This window comes from Acinetobacter sp. YH16032, from assembly GCF_013417345.1.
Lineage (GTDB): Bacteria > Pseudomonadota > Gammaproteobacteria > Pseudomonadales > Moraxellaceae > Acinetobacter.
Window position 1 is genome coordinate 12,891 of the sequence record NZ_VPEE01000019.1, and the last position, 20,862, is coordinate 33,752.

General features: G+C 39.7%; 21 protein-coding genes. 8 read left to right on the forward strand and 13 right to left on the reverse strand.

The window, feature by feature from the left end; genetic code table 11:
- Window positions 1-13: 13 nt before the first annotated feature.
- From FTV32_RS10540 to rplM, 3 genes are all read right to left on the reverse strand, one after another.
- Window positions 14-385, reverse strand: coding sequence for a hypothetical protein (locus FTV32_RS10540; RefSeq protein WP_180028600.1), 372 nt, complete (start codon window positions 383-385; stop codon window positions 14-16).
- Between the two features lie 276 nt (window positions 386-661).
- Window positions 662-1,048, reverse strand: coding sequence for a 30S ribosomal protein S9 (gene rpsI / locus FTV32_RS10545; RefSeq protein ID WP_035270019.1), 387 nt, complete (start codon window positions 1,046-1,048; stop codon window positions 662-664).
- A 12-nt stretch (window positions 1,049-1,060) separates the two neighbouring features.
- Entirely contained in the window at window positions 1,061-1,489 is a 429-nt protein-coding gene (gene rplM / locus FTV32_RS10550; RefSeq protein ID WP_035270016.1) for a 50S ribosomal protein L13, read from the reverse strand.
- Window positions 1,490-1,700: 211 nt separating this feature from the next.
- Here rplM and FTV32_RS10555 point away from each other — a divergent pair, with 211 nt between their 5' ends.
- The 4 genes from FTV32_RS10555 (at window position 1,701) to FTV32_RS10570 (ending at window position 4,904) form a co-directional block, all read left to right on the forward strand.
- Window positions 1,701-2,123: a hypothetical protein gene (locus FTV32_RS10555; RefSeq protein ID WP_035270015.1), complete on the forward strand. Its 423-nt coding sequence runs from the start codon at window positions 1,701-1,703 to the stop codon at window positions 2,121-2,123.
- 105 nt (window positions 2,124-2,228) lie between these two features.
- Window positions 2,229-3,209, forward strand: coding sequence for a 4-hydroxythreonine-4-phosphate dehydrogenase PdxA (gene pdxA, locus FTV32_RS10560; protein WP_228133293.1), 981 nt, complete (start codon window positions 2,229-2,231; stop codon window positions 3,207-3,209).
- A gap of 30 nt (window positions 3,210-3,239) precedes the next feature.
- The gene (rsmA, locus tag FTV32_RS10565; RefSeq protein WP_035270009.1) at window positions 3,240-4,052 is read left to right on the forward strand and encodes a 16S rRNA (adenine(1518)-N(6)/adenine(1519)-N(6))-dimethyltransferase RsmA; all 813 of its coding nucleotides are present in this window, start codon (window positions 3,240-3,242) and stop codon (window positions 4,050-4,052) included.
- Window positions 4,053-4,904: a symmetrical bis(5'-nucleosyl)-tetraphosphatase gene (locus FTV32_RS10570; RefSeq protein WP_180028601.1), complete on the forward strand. Its 852-nt coding sequence runs from the start codon at window positions 4,053-4,055 to the stop codon at window positions 4,902-4,904.
- 75 nt (window positions 4,905-4,979) lie between these two features.
- On the opposite strand, the gene FTV32_RS10575 is transcribed toward FTV32_RS10570, so the two are convergent.
- From FTV32_RS10575 to hflX, 3 genes are read right to left on the reverse strand one after another with little or no spacing between them, the layout of a single operon-like run.
- Window positions 4,980-5,657 carry an LrgB family protein gene (locus FTV32_RS10575; protein WP_035270007.1) on the reverse strand — a complete coding sequence of 226 codons (678 nt, stop codon included), beginning with the start codon at window positions 5,655-5,657 and terminating at the stop codon, window positions 4,980-4,982.
- Between the two features lie 9 nt (window positions 5,658-5,666).
- Window positions 5,667-6,038, reverse strand: coding sequence for a hypothetical protein (locus FTV32_RS10580; RefSeq protein WP_180028617.1), 372 nt, complete (start codon window positions 6,036-6,038; stop codon window positions 5,667-5,669).
- 42 nt (window positions 6,039-6,080) lie between these two features.
- Window positions 6,081-7,412, reverse strand: a complete 1,332-nt coding sequence (hflX, locus tag FTV32_RS10585) for a ribosome rescue GTPase HflX (protein ID WP_092768502.1) — start codon at window positions 7,410-7,412, stop codon at window positions 6,081-6,083.
- 378 nt (window positions 7,413-7,790) lie between these two features.
- On the opposite strand from hflX, the gene FTV32_RS10590 reads away from it, so the two are divergent.
- Window positions 7,791-8,585, forward strand: a complete 795-nt coding sequence (locus FTV32_RS10590; protein ID WP_180028602.1) for a 1-acyl-sn-glycerol-3-phosphate acyltransferase — start codon at window positions 7,791-7,793, stop codon at window positions 8,583-8,585.
- A gap of 34 nt (window positions 8,586-8,619) precedes the next feature.
- Here FTV32_RS10590 and FTV32_RS10595 read toward each other — a convergent pair whose 3' ends face one another.
- Window positions 8,620-10,182: a phospholipase D family protein gene (locus FTV32_RS10595; protein WP_257227618.1), complete on the reverse strand. Its 1,563-nt coding sequence runs from the start codon at window positions 10,180-10,182 to the stop codon at window positions 8,620-8,622.
- 171 nt (window positions 10,183-10,353) lie between these two features.
- Between FTV32_RS10595 and FTV32_RS10600 the strand changes: the two genes are divergently transcribed.
- Window positions 10,354-11,364: a metallophosphoesterase gene (locus FTV32_RS10600; protein WP_180028603.1), complete on the forward strand. Its 1,011-nt coding sequence runs from the start codon at window positions 10,354-10,356 to the stop codon at window positions 11,362-11,364.
- Window positions 11,365-11,406: 42 nt separating this feature from the next.
- On the opposite strand, the gene FTV32_RS10605 is transcribed toward FTV32_RS10600, so the two are convergent.
- Entirely contained in the window at window positions 11,407-12,717 is a 1,311-nt protein-coding gene (locus tag FTV32_RS10605; protein WP_035267948.1) for an MFS transporter, read from the reverse strand.
- Between the two features lie 141 nt (window positions 12,718-12,858).
- Window positions 12,859-13,497: a hemolysin III family protein gene (locus tag FTV32_RS10610; RefSeq protein ID WP_035267946.1), complete on the reverse strand. Its 639-nt coding sequence runs from the start codon at window positions 13,495-13,497 to the stop codon at window positions 12,859-12,861.
- Window positions 13,498-13,600: 103 nt separating this feature from the next.
- Between FTV32_RS10610 and FTV32_RS10615 the strand changes: the two genes are divergently transcribed.
- Both FTV32_RS10615 and FTV32_RS10620 read left to right on the forward strand, forming a co-directional pair.
- Window positions 13,601-14,812 (forward strand): SAM-dependent methyltransferase, encoded by a 1,212-nt coding sequence (locus tag FTV32_RS10615; protein ID WP_035267945.1) that lies wholly within the window; start codon window positions 13,601-13,603, stop codon window positions 14,810-14,812.
- A gap of 21 nt (window positions 14,813-14,833) precedes the next feature.
- A complete protein-coding gene (locus FTV32_RS10620; protein WP_035267944.1) occupies window positions 14,834-15,262 on the forward strand; it encodes a GNAT family N-acetyltransferase in 429 nt (142 codons plus the stop codon).
- 38 nt (window positions 15,263-15,300) lie between these two features.
- Here FTV32_RS10620 and FTV32_RS10625 read toward each other — a convergent pair whose 3' ends face one another.
- From FTV32_RS10625 to FTV32_RS10640, 4 genes are all read right to left on the reverse strand, one after another.
- Window positions 15,301-15,630: a hypothetical protein gene (locus tag FTV32_RS10625; protein ID WP_035267942.1), complete on the reverse strand. Its 330-nt coding sequence runs from the start codon at window positions 15,628-15,630 to the stop codon at window positions 15,301-15,303.
- 113 nt (window positions 15,631-15,743) lie between these two features.
- Window positions 15,744-17,876, reverse strand: coding sequence for a 3-hydroxyacyl-CoA dehydrogenase NAD-binding domain-containing protein (locus FTV32_RS10630; RefSeq protein ID WP_180028604.1), 2,133 nt, complete (start codon window positions 17,874-17,876; stop codon window positions 15,744-15,746).
- Window positions 17,877-17,887: 11 nt separating this feature from the next.
- Window positions 17,888-19,093, reverse strand: coding sequence for an acetyl-CoA C-acetyltransferase (locus FTV32_RS10635; protein ID WP_035267939.1), 1,206 nt, complete (start codon window positions 19,091-19,093; stop codon window positions 17,888-17,890).
- Window positions 19,094-19,839: 746 nt separating this feature from the next.
- Window positions 19,840-20,850: an AraC family transcriptional regulator gene (locus tag FTV32_RS10640; protein ID WP_092768523.1), complete on the reverse strand. Its 1,011-nt coding sequence runs from the start codon at window positions 20,848-20,850 to the stop codon at window positions 19,840-19,842.
- Window positions 20,851-20,862 lie beyond the last annotated feature (12 nt).

Below are 20,862 nucleotides of genomic sequence, written 5' to 3' on the forward strand. Positions count from 1 at the left end.
TCGGCCTTGTGCACTAATGTATGATTCCACTCCACCATTGACGGACGTCGCGATTGTTAGTTAATGCACTTGTGTCGCCTGGTCTAAGTTTATAGCTACACTTGTAAACCACTGAGAATTTTTGACCTAAAGATCGATGAACCAGACTGTTATTTTGTACAGGGTATCCATCTGAGCATCCAACTAACTCTAATGCTTTATTTATGTTTTCATATGAAGACATTAATCTTTGTATGGGTCCATCACAAACATGCTTACCCGTATTGGATTGCCAACACACGGCTAAAGCATCTATCAATTGTGAGTTATTTGCTTGTGCAATATTGGATGTACCTAATATTGTAGCGGCTACGGCGAATGATAAACATATTTCCCTATTTAACATTTTTATCCCTTTAATTTAAAAAACTGCATGAAAGTATTTTTTAATAAAGTTGTAAAAAGTTAACAATCCTCAAATTGGGATAGATGATTAAGCATATATTTGTTTAAGTCAGTCAAAATAGAGCAATAAAAACTAGCGTCTTTTTATTGATATCAGAGTTTAATATTCATTTTAAAGTATCGTGTACGACTGATTTTCATGAGTAAGGGAAAATATAAAGATGAAAAAAAACCTTGGCATAAGCCAAGGTTTTTTTGTCCGAATTCGGAAAACAAATTAACGTTTAGAGAATTGTGGACGTTTACGAGCTTTACGTAAACCAAGTTTCTTACGTTCAACTTCACGAGCATCACGAGTAACGAAACCAGCTTGACGAAGAGCAGGTTTTAAAGTTTCGTCAGCAGCGATCAATGCACGAGTAATACCGTGACGGATTGCGCCAGCTTGACCACCGATACCACCACCAGCAACAGTGATGTAAAGGTCATATTTCTCAGTAGCATCTAAAAGCTCAAGTGGTTGACGTACAACCATACGAGCAGTTTCACGACCGAAGTATTGTTCTAAAGAACGGTTGTTAATAACGAGTTTACCAGTACCAGCAGATAGGAAAACACGTGCAGTTGCGGTCTTACGGCGACCTGTACCATAGTTAGTAGCCATGTGCTGTATCCCTTAGATGTCCAAAACTTGTGGCTGTTGAGCTGTGTGAGGATGCTCAGCACCAGCATACACTTTCATTTTCTTGATCATAGCATAACCAAGAGGACCTTTTGGCAACATGCCTTTTACAGCGCGTTGGAAGATTTCTTCTGGCTTGTGAGCAACTAATTTTTCAAAGTTAGTTTCACGGATACCACCAGGGAAACCAGTGTGGCGATAGTATTTCTTATCAAGTGACTTGTTACCAGTTACTTGAACTTGCTCAGCATTGATAATTACGATGTAATCACCAGTGTCAACGTGAGGAGTATAAGAAGTTTTGTGCTTACCGCGTAAACGACGTGCGATTTCAGTCGCAAGACGACCTAAAGTTTTGCCAGAAGCATCAACAACGTACCAGTCGTGTTGAACTTCAGCTGGCTTAGCGCTGAGAGTTTTCATTAACCACTACCTATTATAGTTGGTTTGGACGGTGGAATCTGTCCAAACAAAAAGGAGAGCGAATTCTAGCGGAAAAACACTAGAACCACAATCAAAATATTAAGATTTCGAGGGGCATATTCTATTTAATTTAGATTGAAAAGTATAGCGGTTTATTTAATCAATTTCTTTTAGAATGAGGAAATAATCATAATAATAGCTCGGAGTTTTGATGAGTTCACAAAATAATAATGATCGTTTCTCTCATTCTGTTCATCATTCAGATTTATCTTCACGCCATGATCAAATTAAAGTGAGTAAAGTGACGAAATTTTTGACCGGATTTTTATTTATTTTTCTCGGAATATATTTAGCGTTAGGCGTGGTGTTTGGCGCTATTTATGGAATCGATGTTTTGAGTGTCATTCTTATATATTCAATGTATGCACATTTTATGATTTTCCCTTGGTTTATTTATTCAATCGGTGGCTTTGGTTTCTTGTGCATTAAAGACTCAGCGTTTTATTCAGTGCGTTCAACGATTGGACGGATTCTTTTGTTAGGTTTGTTCCTCGTTATCGTGATTGTATGTGTATCCGAGATGGCTCATGCAATTGGTCTATTAGATGCAAGATTTCGTATGGATTGGCGCTAAAAGACTCAAAAGAACGATTAAAAAATCAGAGGGCTAAGATTTTACCATTTTGGGATTGTTGAACATCGCACATTCGATCTGTATTAAAATAATAAAAATCCTTGAATGATGATCGTTATGCTTCCTTTGTATGTCACCAGCGGTGAGCCTGCTGGAATTGGTCCTGATATCTGTTTAAGCCTTGCGCAACGTCTGGATGAGCGTCCACTCGTCGTGCTTGCTGATATACAAATGCTCAAGCAACGTGCAGAAATACTTCATCTTGAAGTTGAAGTGATTGAGTATCAAGGGCAACAAACATCGTCAAAAGTGGGTCAGCTTTATGTGGAACATATTCCTTTAAATGAAAGAGTAGTACTGGGTGAGTTAAATGCTCAAAATGCGAGTTATGTCTTAGAGCAACTCCGCCGTTCTGCAGATTATGCGATGTCAGGTAAAAGCGTTGGCGTGGCGACAGCACCTGTACAAAAGTCAGTGATTAATGAGGCAGGTATTCATTTCAGTGGTCACACTGAGTTTTACCAAGAGTTTGCTGGTGTGTTACGCGTGGTCATGATGCTGGCAACCAAAACCTTACGTGTTGCACTTGCAACCACGCACTTACCCCTTCGTGCGGTTGCGGATGCGATTACAGCTGAGCGCTTGCATCAGGTCATCGACATTCTGATTCATGATTTAAAATCAAAATTTAAAATCGAATCTCCCAAAATTTTGGTGTGCGGTTTAAATCCTCATGCAGGTGAAGATGGTTATTTAGGAGTGGAGGAGATCGAAGTGATTAATCCTGTACTTGAACGCTATCGTGCGCAAGGGATAGACATGAGTTTATGTCTGCCTGCAGATACCTTATTTACACCAGAAAATTTAAAAGATGCCGATGCAGTTTTAGCCATGTATCACGATCAGGGATTACCTGTGTTAAAATCGCAAGGATTTGGTGAAGCCATTAATATTACTTTGGGCTTGCCGTTTATTCGCACCTCTGTCGATCATGGCACAGCACTCTCCCTCGCAGGTACTGGACTTGCGAAAAGCTCGAGCTTACAGGTGGCTGTGGACTTAGCGCTCGATTTAGCGCGTCAGTGATCTTGTCTTAATTACACGTTGGAAATCTTTATGTATCAGATTAATGCCTTAAACCCGAAAGATGAAGGGCATCACACGCGTAAGCGTTTTGGTCAAAACTTCTTACATGACCAACGTGTCATTGCCAAAATTGTGCGTTCGGTGAACCCGCGTACTGGTGACAATATTGTTGAAATTGGTCCAGGTCTTGCTGCTTTAACATCGCCTTTAATTGGTGAATGTGATGCTTTAACTGTCATTGAATTAGACCGTGATTTAGCAGCTGGATTACCCGGTCGTGTACCGCATCCTGAACGTTTAACTATTGTGGAAACTGATGCCTTACGCTACGATTTCACTGAACTGTTTGATGGTCGTCCGTTGCGTGTTGTCGGTAACTTACCTTATAACATTTCTACACCTTTGTTATTTCATCTCTTAGAGTTTGGTGACAAAGTCAAAGACATGCACTTCATGTTGCAAAAAGAAGTGGTCGATCGTATTACGGCATCACCAAATACCAAAGAATATGGTCGTTTATCAGTCATGATTCAGTACTACTGTAAACCGACATTCTTGTTTGAAGTGCCACCTGGTTCGTTCAATCCACCACCCAAAGTAACTTCTGCGGTATTTCGCTTAGAGCCGTATGATGTAAAACCAATAGTGGCGAAGAATGAAAAAGCCTTGGCACGTTTAGTCTCCCATGTATTTACACAACGCCGTAAGACACTTCGCAACAGTTTAAAAGGCATGTTGCAAGAGGAAGGATTTGAAAAAGCTGGTGTTGATCCAATGGCGCGTCCGGAAACATTAACACTTGCTCAATTTGTTGCACTTGCAGATCAAATGGTAGATGCATAAATGGCTGGTGAAAACATTCGATATAATTACGTGATTGGTGATGTTCAGGGCTGTTTTGAAGCTTTGAAAATGTTACTCAAGGAAATCAAATTTGATCCTGATCAGGATTTTTTATGGTTTGCGGGTGATTTAGTCGCACGTGGTGAAAACTCGATTGGCGCTTTACGTTTTATCAAGAAACTGGTCGATCGAGGCGTTGCTGCGACAGTCTTGGGTAATCATGATTTGACCTTGTTAGCGTGCGCAAGGGGCATTAAAGAGATTAAAGAGAAAGACAATACTCGTGATGTGATTGATGCGATTGACAGTGATGATTTAATCGACTGGTTACGCAAACAACCCTTATGTTTATGTCCAAATGAAAATATTGTCATTACACATGCGGGTATTCCACATATTTGGACAGTAGAGCAAGTGAAACAGTTTGCTCAAGAGGTTGAAACGGTTATTGCGCATGATGATTTTGATGTTCTGGATGCATTTTTGAAAGAAATGTATGGTAAAGAACCTACATTATGGTCAGATGATTTAACAGGACATGAGCGCTTACGATGTATCGTGAATTATCTAACCCGTATGCGTTTGACTGATCCAGAGGGTCGACTTGAATTTAGTTTTAAAGACGCTTTAGATGAGCCGATGCCAGCTGGCTATCAGCCATGGTTTGAATATGAGTCAAAAGCTGCTCAAACTCATCAAGTCATTTTTGGACATTGGGCTGCCTTACAGGGCAGAACAATATCTGCGCATATTCAGAATGTTGACGGTGGTTGTGTCTGGGGCAATCAATTAATGGCGTATCGTCTTGAAGATCAGCAAATGTTTGCTGTAGATAATCCTATGTTTGCATAGAATCTACTTTAGGTCGTTTTCGTCTAATAAAAAAGCCACTTATCAGTGGCTTTTTTATTTTCAATCGTGGGTAAATCAAGAGGTCGCTTTTAAAAAGTGAATAAAAGTAGGGAGCCAAACGGCTGTAAACGTTGCATTTACCGCCATACCAAATGCAGCATAACGACCAGCTACACTGCCTCGTTGCCAAGCTTGAGCTGTCCCAATCGCATGGGCTGCTAAACCGAGTGCTAAGCCTGAGGCACGCTCATCATTAATATGACGTAGTATGAGTGGTGAAAAAGCTGCGCCAATCACACCAGATAAAATAACGATTAAAATGGCTAAGCTAATTGGTGCATGGAGTAAGGTCGCAATATTAATTGCGATTGGTGTTGTCACTGCACGTGTAGCGAAAGCCATAATGGTCGAATCTGCCATATGCAGTAGATACGCTAAGCCCATAGGCAGTGCGACAGCACTGACACTAGCAAACACTAATATTCCTAAAATGCCTTTTAGTGGTAAATCGTCATAACGCATCGCTGCAAGTGGGATCGCGAGAGCCACTGTGACGTATCCTAATAAATGATCAAAAATCGGATTGACATCTTTCATGTAGTGATCATAAGGAATACCAATAATCAGTAAGATGACGATCACAAAGAACATCCCGAATACAATGACAGGAATCTGTGGTACGACACGGTTACAGGGTTTTGAAATTAAATAGGCGAATAACGTAATAGCAAAGCCGATTAAAATTGCGAGCATATTTCTCTCCTATAACCAGCGTTTTGCCATTTTGGCGTAAACCCAAAGTGGAATAAGTGTACTTAACGTGAGTACGAGTAAAAAAAGAGGAATTTCTTTACCCATATGAACCAACATAACCAATGCCCCAGCACTAATTGGTAAAAATGCGAAAGCACTTTCTTTCATGATTTTATTATTTACATCGACAACTCTGGTTGGAAGAGTGCCAAATCTACGCCAAGCAAACAGTACAAGTAGTAAGGAAAGCAACCCGACAAGATTGCCCAGTTCGGGATGATTCAATTGAGTCATAAGCCAAACTGAACCTTCTCGGAAGCCAATAATAAGCACTATGGTGCCAATCCATGCTGGCCAATCTATCGTTTTCATCCGCTGCATCATGATTATACTTTTAACATTATTTATCACGTTTTAACTGATTTATGATTTGATTTCAAACTCTTCTAAAGGTCTTTTAAATTGTTGCGCCTTATCACCAAGAATTTGATCAATTGGTAAATGAGCTTGTTTTATAAGTTGCTCTAATTTATGTGGCGCAATTTGAATATTTAAAATCAAATGACCTAGATCATCATAATGTTCAGACTGAATCACATTTAATTCATACAGTTGATTGCGTAATTTGCCATATTCAGGTCTGAGTGTGAGTTCAAATTGTTGTATTTGCCCCATTAAACACTCTTGAACGGCTTGTCGCAGTAAATCTAAACCTTGACTTGAGTGTGCTGAAACATAGACTCGATCAGGCAAATTGGGAGAAGCATAAATGATTTTAGGTTCTTCTCCCGTTTGATCAATTTTGTTGTATACGCGTAGTATTGGCACTTGAGCCCCAATTTCTTTTAGGACTTTTTCAACAGCATCAATTTGCTCAAGCTTTTCTGGACTATTTGAATCGATAACATGTAAAAGCAAAGTCGCCTCAAGTGTTTCTTCAAGGGTTGCTTTGAATGACTCTACTAACGAGTGTGCAAGATTGCGAACGAATCCCACTGTGTCAGCCAAGACCAATGTTCCAATGCCATCCCAATTTAATCTTCTTAAAGTTGGGTCAAGAGTTGCGAACAATTGATCTGCTGCATACACATCACTTTCAGCAAGAATATTAAATAGGGTGGATTTTCCTGCGTTGGTATAACCGACTAGAGACACTGTTGGAATAGACGCTTTTTGACGCGCTGCACGACCTTGAATTCGTGTTTGGCGGACTTTTTCAAGTTTGTCTTTGAGCTGGGTTATGCGGAGACGAAGTAAACGACGATCTGTTTCTAATTGTGTTTCACCTGGACCACGTAAACCAATACCACCTTTTTGGCCATCTAAGCCCATGCGACCACCCACTAAACGTGAAGCGAGATGGTCTAACTGAGCCAATTCAACTTGTAGTTTACCTTCATGTGTGCGTGCGCGTTGTGCAAAAATATCTAAGATCAGGCGAGTACGATCGATGACACGACATTGAATAACACGCTCGAGATTACGTTCTTGAGATGGTGTGAGGGAATGATCGAAAATGACAATATCAGCTTCTACTGCTGCAACAAATTCGGCGATTTCTTCAGCTTTACCCGAACCAATAAAAAATTTAGGGTCAGGTTTAATACGTTGAGCTTGTATATGTTCAAGAATCTCTGCACCAGCAGATTTGGCCAATAAACGAAATTCTTCTTGATCAAGATCTTCTAATATTTGGACATTAACACTCACCAAGACCGCACGTTCATTTGCTTGATTTTGTCCAGTAACTTCCACTCAGCTAATACTCCACATCAAAACTCTAGTGTAGAGGAAATTGAACAATTGAGGGAAATAGATTTAAATTAACCTAAAGCAGTTTTGAACATAAGTATAAACGCCAGCATAAATAAAAAGACGCCACCGACAATTGATGCCAATGAGAAGAGTGCCGACCAGATGGGAATGACTTGATTTGATGGTGATTGAGTTGTAGTTTGCATAATTTTTAAATCTATAAATTCGATTTAAAAATTATATTTTATTGGGTATTTGAATTGAAATTGAATTTTCAAATATGTGTATACGGTTTTTATAATCAATGCATCTCTGGTGAGCTCAGTATAGAATGGAGCTATAGTGGATAACGCCTGTTATTATTCAGTGAAATAATTTATGACAAAATTAACGCCTAAAAAACTCAATTTATTTTCAAAAACAGCGCTATATAGCCAAAAAATCATCTCAGGTACTGCTGCTGTCACTGAAGGGTTTTATTTAATTTTTAGGCATCAAATGTATAAAAATCCGAATAATCCAAACAATACTCGCTATGTACAACATTTTTGCCGTCGCTTATGCAAAGTTTTTAATATCGATTTACAAGTACATGGCAACATTCCTCGTGAACCCGCATTATGGGTGAGCAATCATATCTCTTGGTTAGATATTCCTGTATTAGGTTCGAGTGCGCGTGTATTTTTCTTAGCAAAAGCAGAAATTGAAAATTGGCCGATTTTTGGGAAACTTGCCAAGGGTGGTGGAACACTGTTCATTAAACGAGGTTCAGGAGATTCGGTCCGTATTAAAGAGCAAATCACAGAATTTTTGAAGCAAAATATTCCTGTCTTATTTTTTCCAGAAGCAACCACGACTGATGGAACTAAAGTCAAAAAAGTGCATGGAAGACTTTTAGCTGCAGCTATCGAGGCTCAAAAACCAGTGCAAGTTTGTTTAATCTGTTATGTCAATCAAGAGGGGGAGTTAGATCAGGTTGCTCCCTTTATTGGAAATATTGCATTTACAGCGCATCTCAAAGCAGTATTGGAAATGCCTCAAGTCGTTGCACATTTAACAGCTTTGCCCACGATTGATGTTACTGGACATACAGTTGAAAGCTTAACGAGAGAAGTGCAACTCAGAATGCAGGAAGGATTGGAAGTATTACATCAAAAAGTACTCAAAGCTTAATCAGTAAAAGCAGGGATCATGATGATCCCTGCTTTTACATGAATCCTTCGATTGGCAACCAGGAGATAACTTTCAAGCTTGCTTTTTGCCACCATTTCATTTTTGGTTCTTTGGTATAGATTTTAATACCTTCAGGTGTCGCTTGTTTCCAATTAATATTATTTTGTGAATCTAGAACTAATTTATAGGCATATTTTTTTAGGTTCTGATCCATGGTTTTATGCACAGCTTGCGCTAGGGGCTGGCTGTTTAAAATGACGCCTATTTCAGTATTTAAATTGGCTGAACGTGGATCAAAATTAAATGATCCGATAAATACTTGCTTATCATCCAAAGCCATCATTTTTGCATGTAGGCTTGAGCGACTCAGCCCTTTAAGGCTCACTTTGGACTGCTTAGAAATTTCAATATTATTTTTATTTTGGAATTCTTCTGGCAAAGCAGGGAGGAACTCATATAACTCTACGCCGTTTTGCAGTAAATCTTGACGGTATTTCGCATAAAACGCATGTACAAGTGCAACATCATTGGCTTTAAAAGAGTTGGTCAGTACACGAACTTTAACGCCATCTTGTGCGATTGCACTTAAACGTTGCTCACCCTTGCGCTCAGGAACGAAGTAAGCGGAAATGATATCGACACTTTTTGCTGGTTTCTCTAAGCGTTCAACCAGTTGAAAGTTGAGATGTTCTTCTTTCTTAGCTTTCGCTTTGATTTTTTCAGGAGAATCTTTGATGACTTCTGCTTTCACCCAATCCAGCTTAATTTCTTGATTGAGCCAACGATCAAAATCATGAGATTCACGAGTAATTTCAACATAACTACGTACAGCACCATCATCAAAGTGCTCTTGCAGTTGCTGTTTTAAACCTTCATAGCGCAATGTATATTGTTGATGATTGACAATATTTTTAACTGGATAGGCATATTCATGATTCCAGTACTCATCAAATGAGTGTGTAATATCACTTACTGCATGACCGACAAGCATGACATCAACATCTGAAAATTGATATCGGTCACTGACATTGTAGTATTGATTACTCATATTTCGGCCGCCAATCAGGGTAATTTGATTGTCAGCTGTAAACGTTTTGTTGTGCATCCGTCGATTGATACGTTTCAGATCCAAAATCATATCAACGGGTCTAAGGCGTCGGAATTTATAAGGATTGAATAACTTTACGTCAATGTTTTGATGTTGATCCAGCGCGAGATAAATACTTTCCATCGTCTTAGCGTTATTGTCATCCATTAACAATCTGACTTTTACACCACGATCAGCAGCTTGAATGATTTTATAAAGAGCCAATGCACCTACACGGTCGTTATCCCAAATGTAATATTGAAGGTCGAGTGTTTTCTCAGCTTTCTCAATTAATTGAAAACGTGCAGCTATCGCTTCGATTGGATCATATAAAACATGAAAACCTGTTAATTCAGGATTCTTAATTTTCAAAGGTTCGACAATTTGCGCCAATGAAGTGTCATGAGTGTCGATGTCATACGCATATTGAGGTGCAACAGCTTGTTGAATGGGTAAAGTTGAGCATGCGGGTAAAGCAAGAATCAAACATGAACTCATGATGAAGCGCATTTTAAAAGATGTTTTCTTTTGGCGATTCAATTGTTGAGATTGATTCTTTTCCATGTGATTTGCTTGCATAATCTATTCTTTGAACTCAATGTGCTAAAGTATAAAGAGCACCATTTAAAAGATAAATGAACCACTCAGATTATTCGTCTGATTTAATAAAAGAGATTGAATATGTGGACAACAAATAACATCCTTGCTGCGTTCTATATTATTTTCTCGCTCTTCGCTATTTGGGGAGTCACGCAAGCATGGATGAGCCAATCTCGAACTGAAACCATACATCCATTTAAAGCCTTTGTTCATCTCTTGGCATTTTATCTTTCGTATTTACTTGTTCCGTTGTGGTTTTTTAGTATTTTTGCTACTTGGCAAGGTATATTTTCATTGCATGAAGGTGTGTTTATTTTCTTGTTGAGCAGTGTATTGATTTATGCACGTTTCATTGAGCCACATCGTGTAGTAGTGAATAACCTGAGTTACAAGTTAAGTTCGGCGCAATCCTTTAAACATCCGATTAAAGTGGCATTAATTGCAGACTTACATATTGGATTGTTTTCTGGGCATGAAAGACAACTGAAAATTATCGTGAATAAGATTAATCAAGCTCAACCAGATTTAGTGGTTGTGGCAGGTGATTGGACCTATGAACCAGAAAATAAGCTGGCAGAAGAGCTCCGAGTATTAAGAGAAATTCAAGCGCCTGTCTATTCTGTGAATGGTAATCATGATGAGCAATATCCAGGTCCACCGATTCAGGCATTATTAAAAGATGCGCTAGCTTCAAATCAGGTGATGGATATTGAAGGTAAGATTGTTGAGTTTGATGAGTTTAGATTGATTGGTGTGGGGGATTTGTGGGCAGGTAAGGCTGACATGCGGGATATGCCTGATTTACCACAAGATAAGCCGTGGTTAATTCTGTCACATAATCCGGATACGGTGGATATGGTGCCAAAATTGCCAACTCATCCGTTGATGTTGTCAGGGCATACTCATGGGGGACAAGTGGAGCTTCCGTGGTTGACAGATTACATCATGAAAAAAGTGTCTATCTTGGGTCATAAACGTGGTTTATATAAGCATGAACATGCCAATGTTTATGTGTCCGTAGGTACTGGCATGGTAGGTGTCCCATTCAGATTCAGAGTACCACCGATGATTGATATCATTGAGCTCAGCTAATAAAAAACCGGCTTAAGCCGGTTTTTTTATTAGCTGAAAGCATCAAATTTGATTATTCACATCATCATGTTTCGTTTCGCGAATCATGAGGAAAGCAATCAGCGAAAGGATTGATGCAGCCGTCAAATAATAGCCTACTGCAGACAAACCATATTCAGTTGCCAATTTCGTTGCAATCAAAGGTGCGAAAGATGCACCAAAAATACCAGCAAGGTTAAATGTTAACGCCGAACCAGTATAACGCACCGATGTCGGGAAGATTTCTGAAAGTACCGTACCGATTGGACCATAGGTTAAGCCCATAATCGCAAGACCAATACATAAGAATAAGAACACAATCAGTGTGCTTCCTGACTCCAACATGTCCGCAAAGAAAATACCAAAAATAGCAGAAATTACACACACCGCGATCGAAGTGGTTTTACGACCGAACTTTTCCGCAAAAATTGCAGAAAGGGGAATAAATGCTGCAAAACAAAGCGTTGCAACCAACTGAAGTTGTAGGAACTCTTCACGAGAGTAACCTAATTGTTTTGTACCCCATTGCAAAGCAAATACAGTGGTTAAGTAAAAAACTACGAAAGTACAAATGGCTGCAATCGTTCCGAGTACAAGCATTTTTGAATGCTTTTTAAAAACTTGTACAAAAGGAACATTCACTTCTTTTTGTTTATCAAGCACGTTTTGGAATGCTGGCGTTTCATGCAACTTTAAGCGAATCCACAAGCCTACAATCACCAATAAGGCACTTGAAATAAATGGAATACGCCATCCCCATGACATGAATGCTTCTTCACTCATGAATGCCCCAAGCGTAAGAAAAGAGCCTGTAGCAAGGATGAAGCCGATTGGTGCACCAAGTTGAGGGAACATACCGTACCAAGCACGTTTGCCTTCTGGCGCATTTTCAGTTGCGAGTAGAACTGCACCTGACCATTCGCCACCTAAACCTAAGCCCTGACCTAATCGGCATAAAGCTAAAAGTAAGGGTGCCACAATGCCAATTTGCGCATAGGTTGGAAGTAAACCAATCGCAACGGTAGAAAGTCCCATGGTTAGCAAGGCTGCCACTAAGGTTGCTTTACGACCGATTCGATCTCCCAAATGACCGAATAGTGCGGCGCCGATAGGACGTGCGATGAATGCGATTGCAAAAGTTGCTAATGATTGAATCGTTGCTGTCATAGGATCTGTACTTGTTGGGAAGAACAAGTAGGGGAAAATAATGACTGCAGCTGTAGCGTAGATATAAAAATCGAAGAATTCGATGGTTGTACCAACGAGACTTGCGGTTAGTACCCGAGTTTTAGAGTTTGCGGGCTGAGCTTGTTGTGATGCTGTATTAGACGCCATGAGAGACCTTACACTTACTAAAAATAAAAAACTTAGATTTAATAGCGTAATCTTTTTAAAAAAGGCGTAATTTCTTAAAAAAATACGAAATACCAGCTTGCTCTACGGTGTTAGGGTTGCTAGACGATGTAGTTAAAGTGGTTATAGCACGTAAAGATAAATAGACAGGAAATGTGATCCTGCACCTATCAATACAAAAATATGCCAGATAGCGTGAGTGTATCTTACCTTTTTTAAAGCATAAAACAATGCGCCTATGGTGTAAGCAAGGCCACCAACAATAAGGAGGGTTAAACTTTGATCAGATAAATATGTGCGCATATCATCAATCACAAGTAATGCTAACCATCCCATTGCGAGATAGGCTAAAAGCGATATTTTTTGAAAATGGTGAATAAATACCAATTTGAACAAAGTGCCAATCGCCGCAATTACCCAAAGCGCAATTAATAAATAGTGAGCTTTTTGCGTTGGTAAAGCTATAGATAGAAAAGGAGTGTATGTTCCTGCGATGAGATAATAAATAGCCGTGTGGTCCAATTTTTTAAACCAACCCCGACGCTCAGGTGTTTCCGCAAAATGATAAAGACTAGACGCCGTAAAGAGTAGAACTAAACTAAGTCCATAGACCCAAAGCCCGATCCATTGTGCCATAGGATAAGCAGCACCTTTTATAATCAATAAAATGGCACCGATAACGGCCAATACAGCACCAATGGCATGACTGATGAAATTAATTTTTTCTTCTAATGGATCATACGAAGCAGGAGATGCTTTCATTGTTCACTTACACATTTAATTATACATCTGTATCGTAATTGAATTTTGCTTTTCGCGTAAGACGCATTAAAATTTAATAGCATTTCTTTTTTTGGCACTGTTTATGACCGTTTCGGCATCTTCCACCCCGCAAGAGCAACAATTTCTTGAAGCATTTCATCAAGCATTAGCTTCTCAGCGTTTTGATCGTATGATTCTGAGCCAATATCAAGGTGAGATCGAAGCTTTAGAAAAGATGACTTTACGCATGATTCGACTACAAGATGAATGGATGCTGAATGTTCTGTATCGCTTTAAAACTCAAGATGTGACCAAAAATTTTCCAATTGATGAAGCTGATTCGTTGGTGAGTAAATTAGTCAGTGAATGCAAACAAGCCAATCTTTTTACATTGGACAGCGAGTTACAGCTCAAGAAAAATAAGAAAAAAGCCATCTTAACTCAAAGTAAAAAGGCTTCAGTCTCCAAGATCATTGAAAAATCACACGACCGTCAAAAACACCGTTTTGTTGAGCAAGAAAGTTATTTTCTTCAACCGTTGGGTATTACGGATCAAAAAGAACAAATTATTCCAAGCATGGCGCGTAAGTGGAAACAGATTAATAAATTTGTTGAGATTTGCTCAGGCGCATTAAACCAAATTCAAGTTGATCAGCAGCTCAACGTTGTCGATTTTGGCTCAGGTAAAGGTTATCTCACCTTTGCACTGTATGATTACTTACAAAAAAATGATTACAATCCTTATGTTACAGGTGTGGAACTGAACGAGAAAATGGTTCAATTCTGTCAAGATGTTGCCCGTAAATCAGATTTTAAGCATTTAGATTTTTTCCAAGGAGATGTACGAACTTACTCGCCTGAAAAACTCGATGTCATGATTGCGTTGCATGCCTGTGATGTAGCAACTGATTTTGCGATTCATACCGGTATTCGATTGAATGCGCAAATGATTATGTGCGCGCCGTGCTGCCACAAAGAGTTGAGACCTCAAATACAAAGTCCCTCTGTACTAAAACCAATGTTGCAGTTTGGTATTCATGAGGGGCAACAAGCTGAAATGCTGACAGATACAATTCGAGCGCTATTGTTAAAAGCCTATGGTTACGAGACAAAAGTTTTTGAATTTGTGGCTTTGGAGCATACCAGTAAAAATAAAATGATTTTAGCCACCAAGCGCAAAGACTTTAACGCACCAGATCAGCAAGTGTTAGATCAAATAATTGCATTAAAAAATATGTATGGTATTCAAAAGCACTCATTAGAGTTGCTTCTAAAAGGAGAGTGGGAGCAACAAAATATTGGTGAAAAGTGCTAACACACCTTTGGGAATTAACACATGAGTAATGTCTTCGATGTTCAAGTAGGTTCATGGTCGCAATTAAAGTGCTACGCGATGCAGATACGAGAGCAAGTATTTATTCTGGAACAACAAATTTCACCTGAAGACGAATGGGATATGGAAGATGAGACATCGATTCATTTCGTTGTTTTCCATGAAGGTGAGGCAATCGCCACGGCTCGACTACTTCAAAATCATAGTATTGGAAGGGTAGCAGTCATAAAGGCTTATCGAGGAAAAGGTTTTGGGGTTGAGCTCATGAAATTTATAATTGAGTTTGCTCAAAGGGAAAAGCGACCAACCTTGAATCTTTCTGCTCAAGTTCATGCATTACCATTTTATCAACGTTTAGGGTTTGAGCCCCAAGGTAAGGAATACTTAGATTGTGGTATTCCTCATGTTTATATGACGATGCAGCTTGAATAAAAAAACGGAGCCAATGCTCCGTTTTTTCATCACAAATATCAATGACTATGTGAACCTGATTGATCATCATGTGTATGACTGTGTTCGCCCATTGCTGCGTGTTCTTCTTCAGTCATATTGTGTTCAGTTGCACTAGCTTGAGCAGCTTTGTTGGCTTCGATTTTTGCTGCTGCTTCTTCAGACATCACAGGTGATGCTTTGAATGCATGATGTTCACTGGTTTCTGTTCGTTGTTTACTTGGCATATAGTCAGGTTCATTTTCAATGGCTACATAGAAAATCACCATAAATATAATACTTAAAATGATCGCGATAATTAGCGCTTTCCAACCCCAAGGAGATTTTTCTGGTGAAGAATGATCAGTCATAATGCTATACCAAGTTGGGTAAAATGAATCTGAGAATATGTTACTTTATAACACATATTTATCGACAAGACCGAAAAAAACCTCTCCGAAGAGAGGTTTTTAGTTTATATCAATCAGATCGACTGACCAGACTGAACTTTGTCCTTGAGGAGTTGAGGTGCTTTAAAACGCTCACCATACTTCGCTTCAAGCTGATTCGCGCGCTCAAGCGCTTGTGCGAGTCCATATTGATTGAGGAACTGTAAAGCGCCGCCAGTCCAAGGGGCGAATCCTATGCCAAAAATAGAACCGATATTTCCATCAATGACAGACTCTAAAACACCCTCTTCAAGACAACGTAAGGTATCTAAAGATTGCACAAACAAGAAGCGATCAATCATTTCTTGCTCAGAAATATCAGTCTCTTTCGTCCAATGGTTTAAACCATCCCAAAGGTATTTTTTACCACTTTCAGGATATTCATAAAAACCAGCACCAGCAGCTTTCCCTTTACGCCCAAACTCATGGATCATTTGCTTTAAAACATCTTCAGCAGGGGAGTGTGGTAAATCTTTGCCTTCAGCCTGAAGCGCTTTACGCGTTTCGTTGGTCACATGCTCAGACAAGGTTAATGCGACTTCATCTTGGATTGCTAATGGACCGACTGGCATACCTGCTTTTAAAGCAGCCATTTCAATTTTGGCTGGATGTACTCCCTCAGCCAGTAAACGCAAACCTTCGTTGACAAAAGTACCAAATACGCGGCTGGTGAAGAAACCACGACTATCATTCACCACGATAGGTGTTTTTCCAATTTGTTGAACATAATCATAGGCTTTAGCTAGTGTCTCAGCTGAAGTCTCTTTACCTTTAATAATTTCAACCAACTGCATTTTATCAACAGGGCTAAAGAAATGCAGTCCAATAAAGTTTTTCGCATCTTTACTTGCTGTTGCAAGACCTGTGATCGGTAAGGTGGATGTATTAGAAGCCATCACACCGCCGTCAACTAAATATTGCTCAGCTTCTTGAGTTACTTTGGCTTTGAGTTCTTGATTTTCGAATACAGCTTCAATGATTAAATCACAGCCTTGTAGATCAGATGCATTCGCTGTAGGGGTAATGAGAGATAAAATTTGTTCGCGTTTTTCAGCAGTCATTCGACCTTGTGAAACACGTTTATCTAACAGTTTTTGACTATACGCCTTACCTTTTTCTGCATTTTCAATCGATACATCTTTAAGGACGACTTGAATCCCCTTAATCGCTGTCGAGTAGGCAATGCCAGCCCCCATCATTCCAGCGCCTAAAACACCTACTTTGGTCGCCTGCCATTTTGCAGGCTCTTTAGGGCGGCTTTCACCTGATTTGATTGCATTCAGTCCATGCCAGAACGTACCAATCATGTTTTTCGCAACTTGACCAGTTGCCAGATACGTAAAATAGCGAGACTCAATAGTTAATGCAGTATCAACATCTACCTGAGCACCTTCAACGGCAGCAGACATAATGGCTTCAGGGGCTGGATAGCAACCTTTTGTTTTATCACGCAGCATCGCTGGTGCAATCGCAAGGACTTGAGCCACTTGAGGTGATGATGGCGTACCACCTGGAATTTTGTATCCTTTAACATCAAATGGTTGTTGAGATTTTGGATTTGCTTTAACCCAAGCAATTGCTTTATCCATGAGCTCTTGTTCAGAATCAGCCGTATCTTGAATTAAGCCTAGAGATTTTGCTTTTTCTACACCAAATTGTTTTCCTTCCATCAGGAAAGGAAAAGCATTCTGTAAGCCGAGCAGTCGCACCATACGCACGATACCACCGCCACCTGGTAACAATCCTAAGGTAACTTCAGGTAGACCAAATTTCGCTTTAGGATCATTTAATGCAATACGAGCATGACAGCCTAATGCGATTTCCCAACCGCCACCGAGCGCTGTTCCATTTAATGCAGCGACAACAGGTACACCCAAGGTTTCAATATAGCGGAATTCTGCTTTCATTTTTTGGATCATGCCAAAGAATTCAGTGGCATGTTCTGGTTGAGCTTGAATCAACTCATCCAAATCACCGCCTGCAAAAAAGGTCTTCTTTGCAGATTTAAAAATGATACCTGTAATGCCAGATTCGGCTTTCAGTTTTGTTACCGTCTCTTCCAAAGCAACTCGGAAATCTGCATTCATGGTATTGGCAGACTGATTAGGTGAGTCTAAGGTGAGAATAACAATGCCATCAGCATTTTTTTCAAATTGAATTGCACTCATTATTCTTCTCCTTATACCAATTCAATGATCGTTGCGATACCCATACCACCACCTACACACAGTGTAGCCAAGCCACGTTTTTTACCTTGACGTTCAAGTTCATCGAGCAACGTACCTAAAATCATGGCACCTGTCGCACCGAGTGGATGACCCATTGCAATTGCACCACCATTTACATTGACTTTTGCAGGATCGACATTGAGTTCATTAATAAAGCGCATTACTACAGCCGCAAACGCCTCGTTCACTTCAAATAAATCGATATCATCAATGGTTAAGCCAGCTTTTTCCAAAGCTTTGCGTGCCGCAGGTGCTGGACCAGTTAACATGATTGTTGGATCAGTTCCGACAAGCGCAGTTGCTAATACTTTGGCACGTGGTTTTAAGCCTTGTTCTTGAACCGCTTTTTCAGATGCAAGTAGAACAACAGCAGCGCCGTCTACAATGCCTGAAGAGTTTCCTGCATGGTGAACGTGATTAATCTTCTGAGCTTCTGGATATTTTTGTAATGCGACTGCATCAAATCCCATACCACCCATCATTTCAAAGCTTGGATTTAATTTGGCTAAGCCTTCAACGGTAGTCGTTGGTTTGATGAACTCGTCTTTATCTAAAACGACAACGCCAGCTTTATCTTTTACTGGTACAACTGATTTATTGAAGTAACCATTCGCTTGAGCCGCTGCTGCTTTCTTTTGTGAATCTGCAGCAAAAGCATCTACATCAGCACGAGAGTATCCATCTAAAGTTGCGATTAAATCAGCACCAATCCCTTGTGGAACAAAGGTAGATTTCAGGTTTGTTTCTGGATCGAGTGCCCATGGCCCGCCATCGGAGCCCATTGGAATACGCGACATTGACTCTACACCACCTGCAACGACAACATCTTCCCAGCCTGAACGAACTTTCTGTGCAGCAAGATTGACAGCTTCTAGTCCTGAAGCACAAAAACGGTTGATTTGAACGCCTGCTACATCATCATTCCAGCCTGCAGCAATTGCAGCAGTTTTAGCGATATCACCGCCTTGATCACCAATTGGAGTTACACAACCCAGCACGATGTCATCGACTTTAGAAGTATCGAGTTGATGGCGAGTTTGAAGTTCATTTAACAGCGTTGTGAGTAATGTGATTGGTTTTACTTCATGTAAAGAACCATCTTTTTTTCCTTTTCCGCGTGGTGTGCGAATGGCATCAATGATGTAAGCCTCGCTCATAATAGTTCCTTTTTTATAGGTTGAAATTGTTATGGTGTTTTGAGTGTAGATGATCTATGTGATTGTGCAATGACGAGAACGGATGAGTCGTTTGATATTTTTGGTCACTGAAAAATTAAGTGTTTTAAATTGTGAAATGAAAGTTTTTGACGAATAAAAAAAAATTGTATTGCGAATGCTTTGATTATAATTTTGCTATATCAAATCTTTGGCGCTTGATATGGCAAGCTTTACACCATAAGAACCTTCATCATCTTTATCAACATACCAACCACCGTTAATTACAGCGGGCACTTTTTTATTGATAATCTGCCCTTTCAGCTTTTCAGCTTCTAATTTACTTAAATAGCCAACTGTTAATCCGTTGATTTCAACTTTGATTGCATTTGGATGGTATTGGTTAAATGGTTCTGACAGAACATGAGCAGTACATTCATGAAATTTAGATACAGCTTTTTTTGACCAGCTATTTTAAGTAAATTTTTTTTGAAATGCATTTTCTCCGACAATATTATAAGTGTACTGTATATCAGCTTGAGGTCGAGAGCTGTGCGATTTTACACTGTAAAAATAAATTGCTATTCCAATCAAAATTGAGATTAAGATTGCAGTAAGTGTCATCTTATTATTCCTTTAAATATTACGAATATTTTAATTTCAACTTGAATATTTTTGTTAAATAAGCACTTAAATCCATATGTAAAAAAAAGCCTGAACAATGTCAGACTTTTTTATGTTTGAATAAATTAATGATAACCATGTAATTGACGATACAGTCCTGGTGTTACCCCTGTCCACTTTTTAAATGCTCGGTGGAAGGTACTGGTTTCACTAAAGCCGACTTGTTGTGCCACATCTTCTAAAGTTAAAGATGGGTTTAACAGTAAGTGAATTGCAGCGTCTCGACGTAAGGCATCTTTTACACCTTGATAGCTCTTACCTTCAGCAGCTAAGCGACGGCGAAGCGTCTGTGGTGATAAATAAAGCATGGCTGCAACATCATTTAATGTTGGCATTTCTTCACCAATTTGGCTCTTCAATACTTCACGAATACGTGATGTGAGCGAATTGGTATTTTTGAATTTCACCAACAGTTTCGCTGGAGCACCTTTTAGAAACTCTTCCAAGGTGTTTTCATCTTGGCGAATTGGAAGATCTAAGTAGTCTGCAGCAAATGTGATTTCAGTACGAGCTGAATCAAATTGGATTACTGGCGCAAAAAATAACGCATCATATTCATCTGCATGTTGTGGGCGTGGATATGAAAAATGTACACGCTCTAACGGAATACGACGCTCAATGAGCCACGATGCCAAACCATGCCAGATCATGAGCATACTTTCAGTAATGAAATGGTCAGGATCCATTGTTTTTGGAATGAGTGGAACTAAGCGTGCTTCATGCTTATCGCGCTCTAAAGTCACAGACCACTCATCACCAAATAACTTGTAGAACTGTGATGATAACTCAAGCGCATCACCTAAAGTTTTGGCATGTATGATCAATTGACACATGATCGCAAAGGTCCCTAAGCGACGTGGCTGGATATCAAAACCAACGTGTTCATCTTGGGTGACCATCCACAGCATTTTAACAAAGCGTGTGTACTGCTCAGGAGAAATACGTGCTTTAGGTTGGCGGAGTAGTTCAGCTTCAATGCCGACATGTGAAAGTAAAGTGTCAACATCCATCCCTAGACGTTTTACCCCAGTCAGGGCTGCATTCACAAAATGGATACTTATCGTATCGCGACTCATGTTAAATCCTTC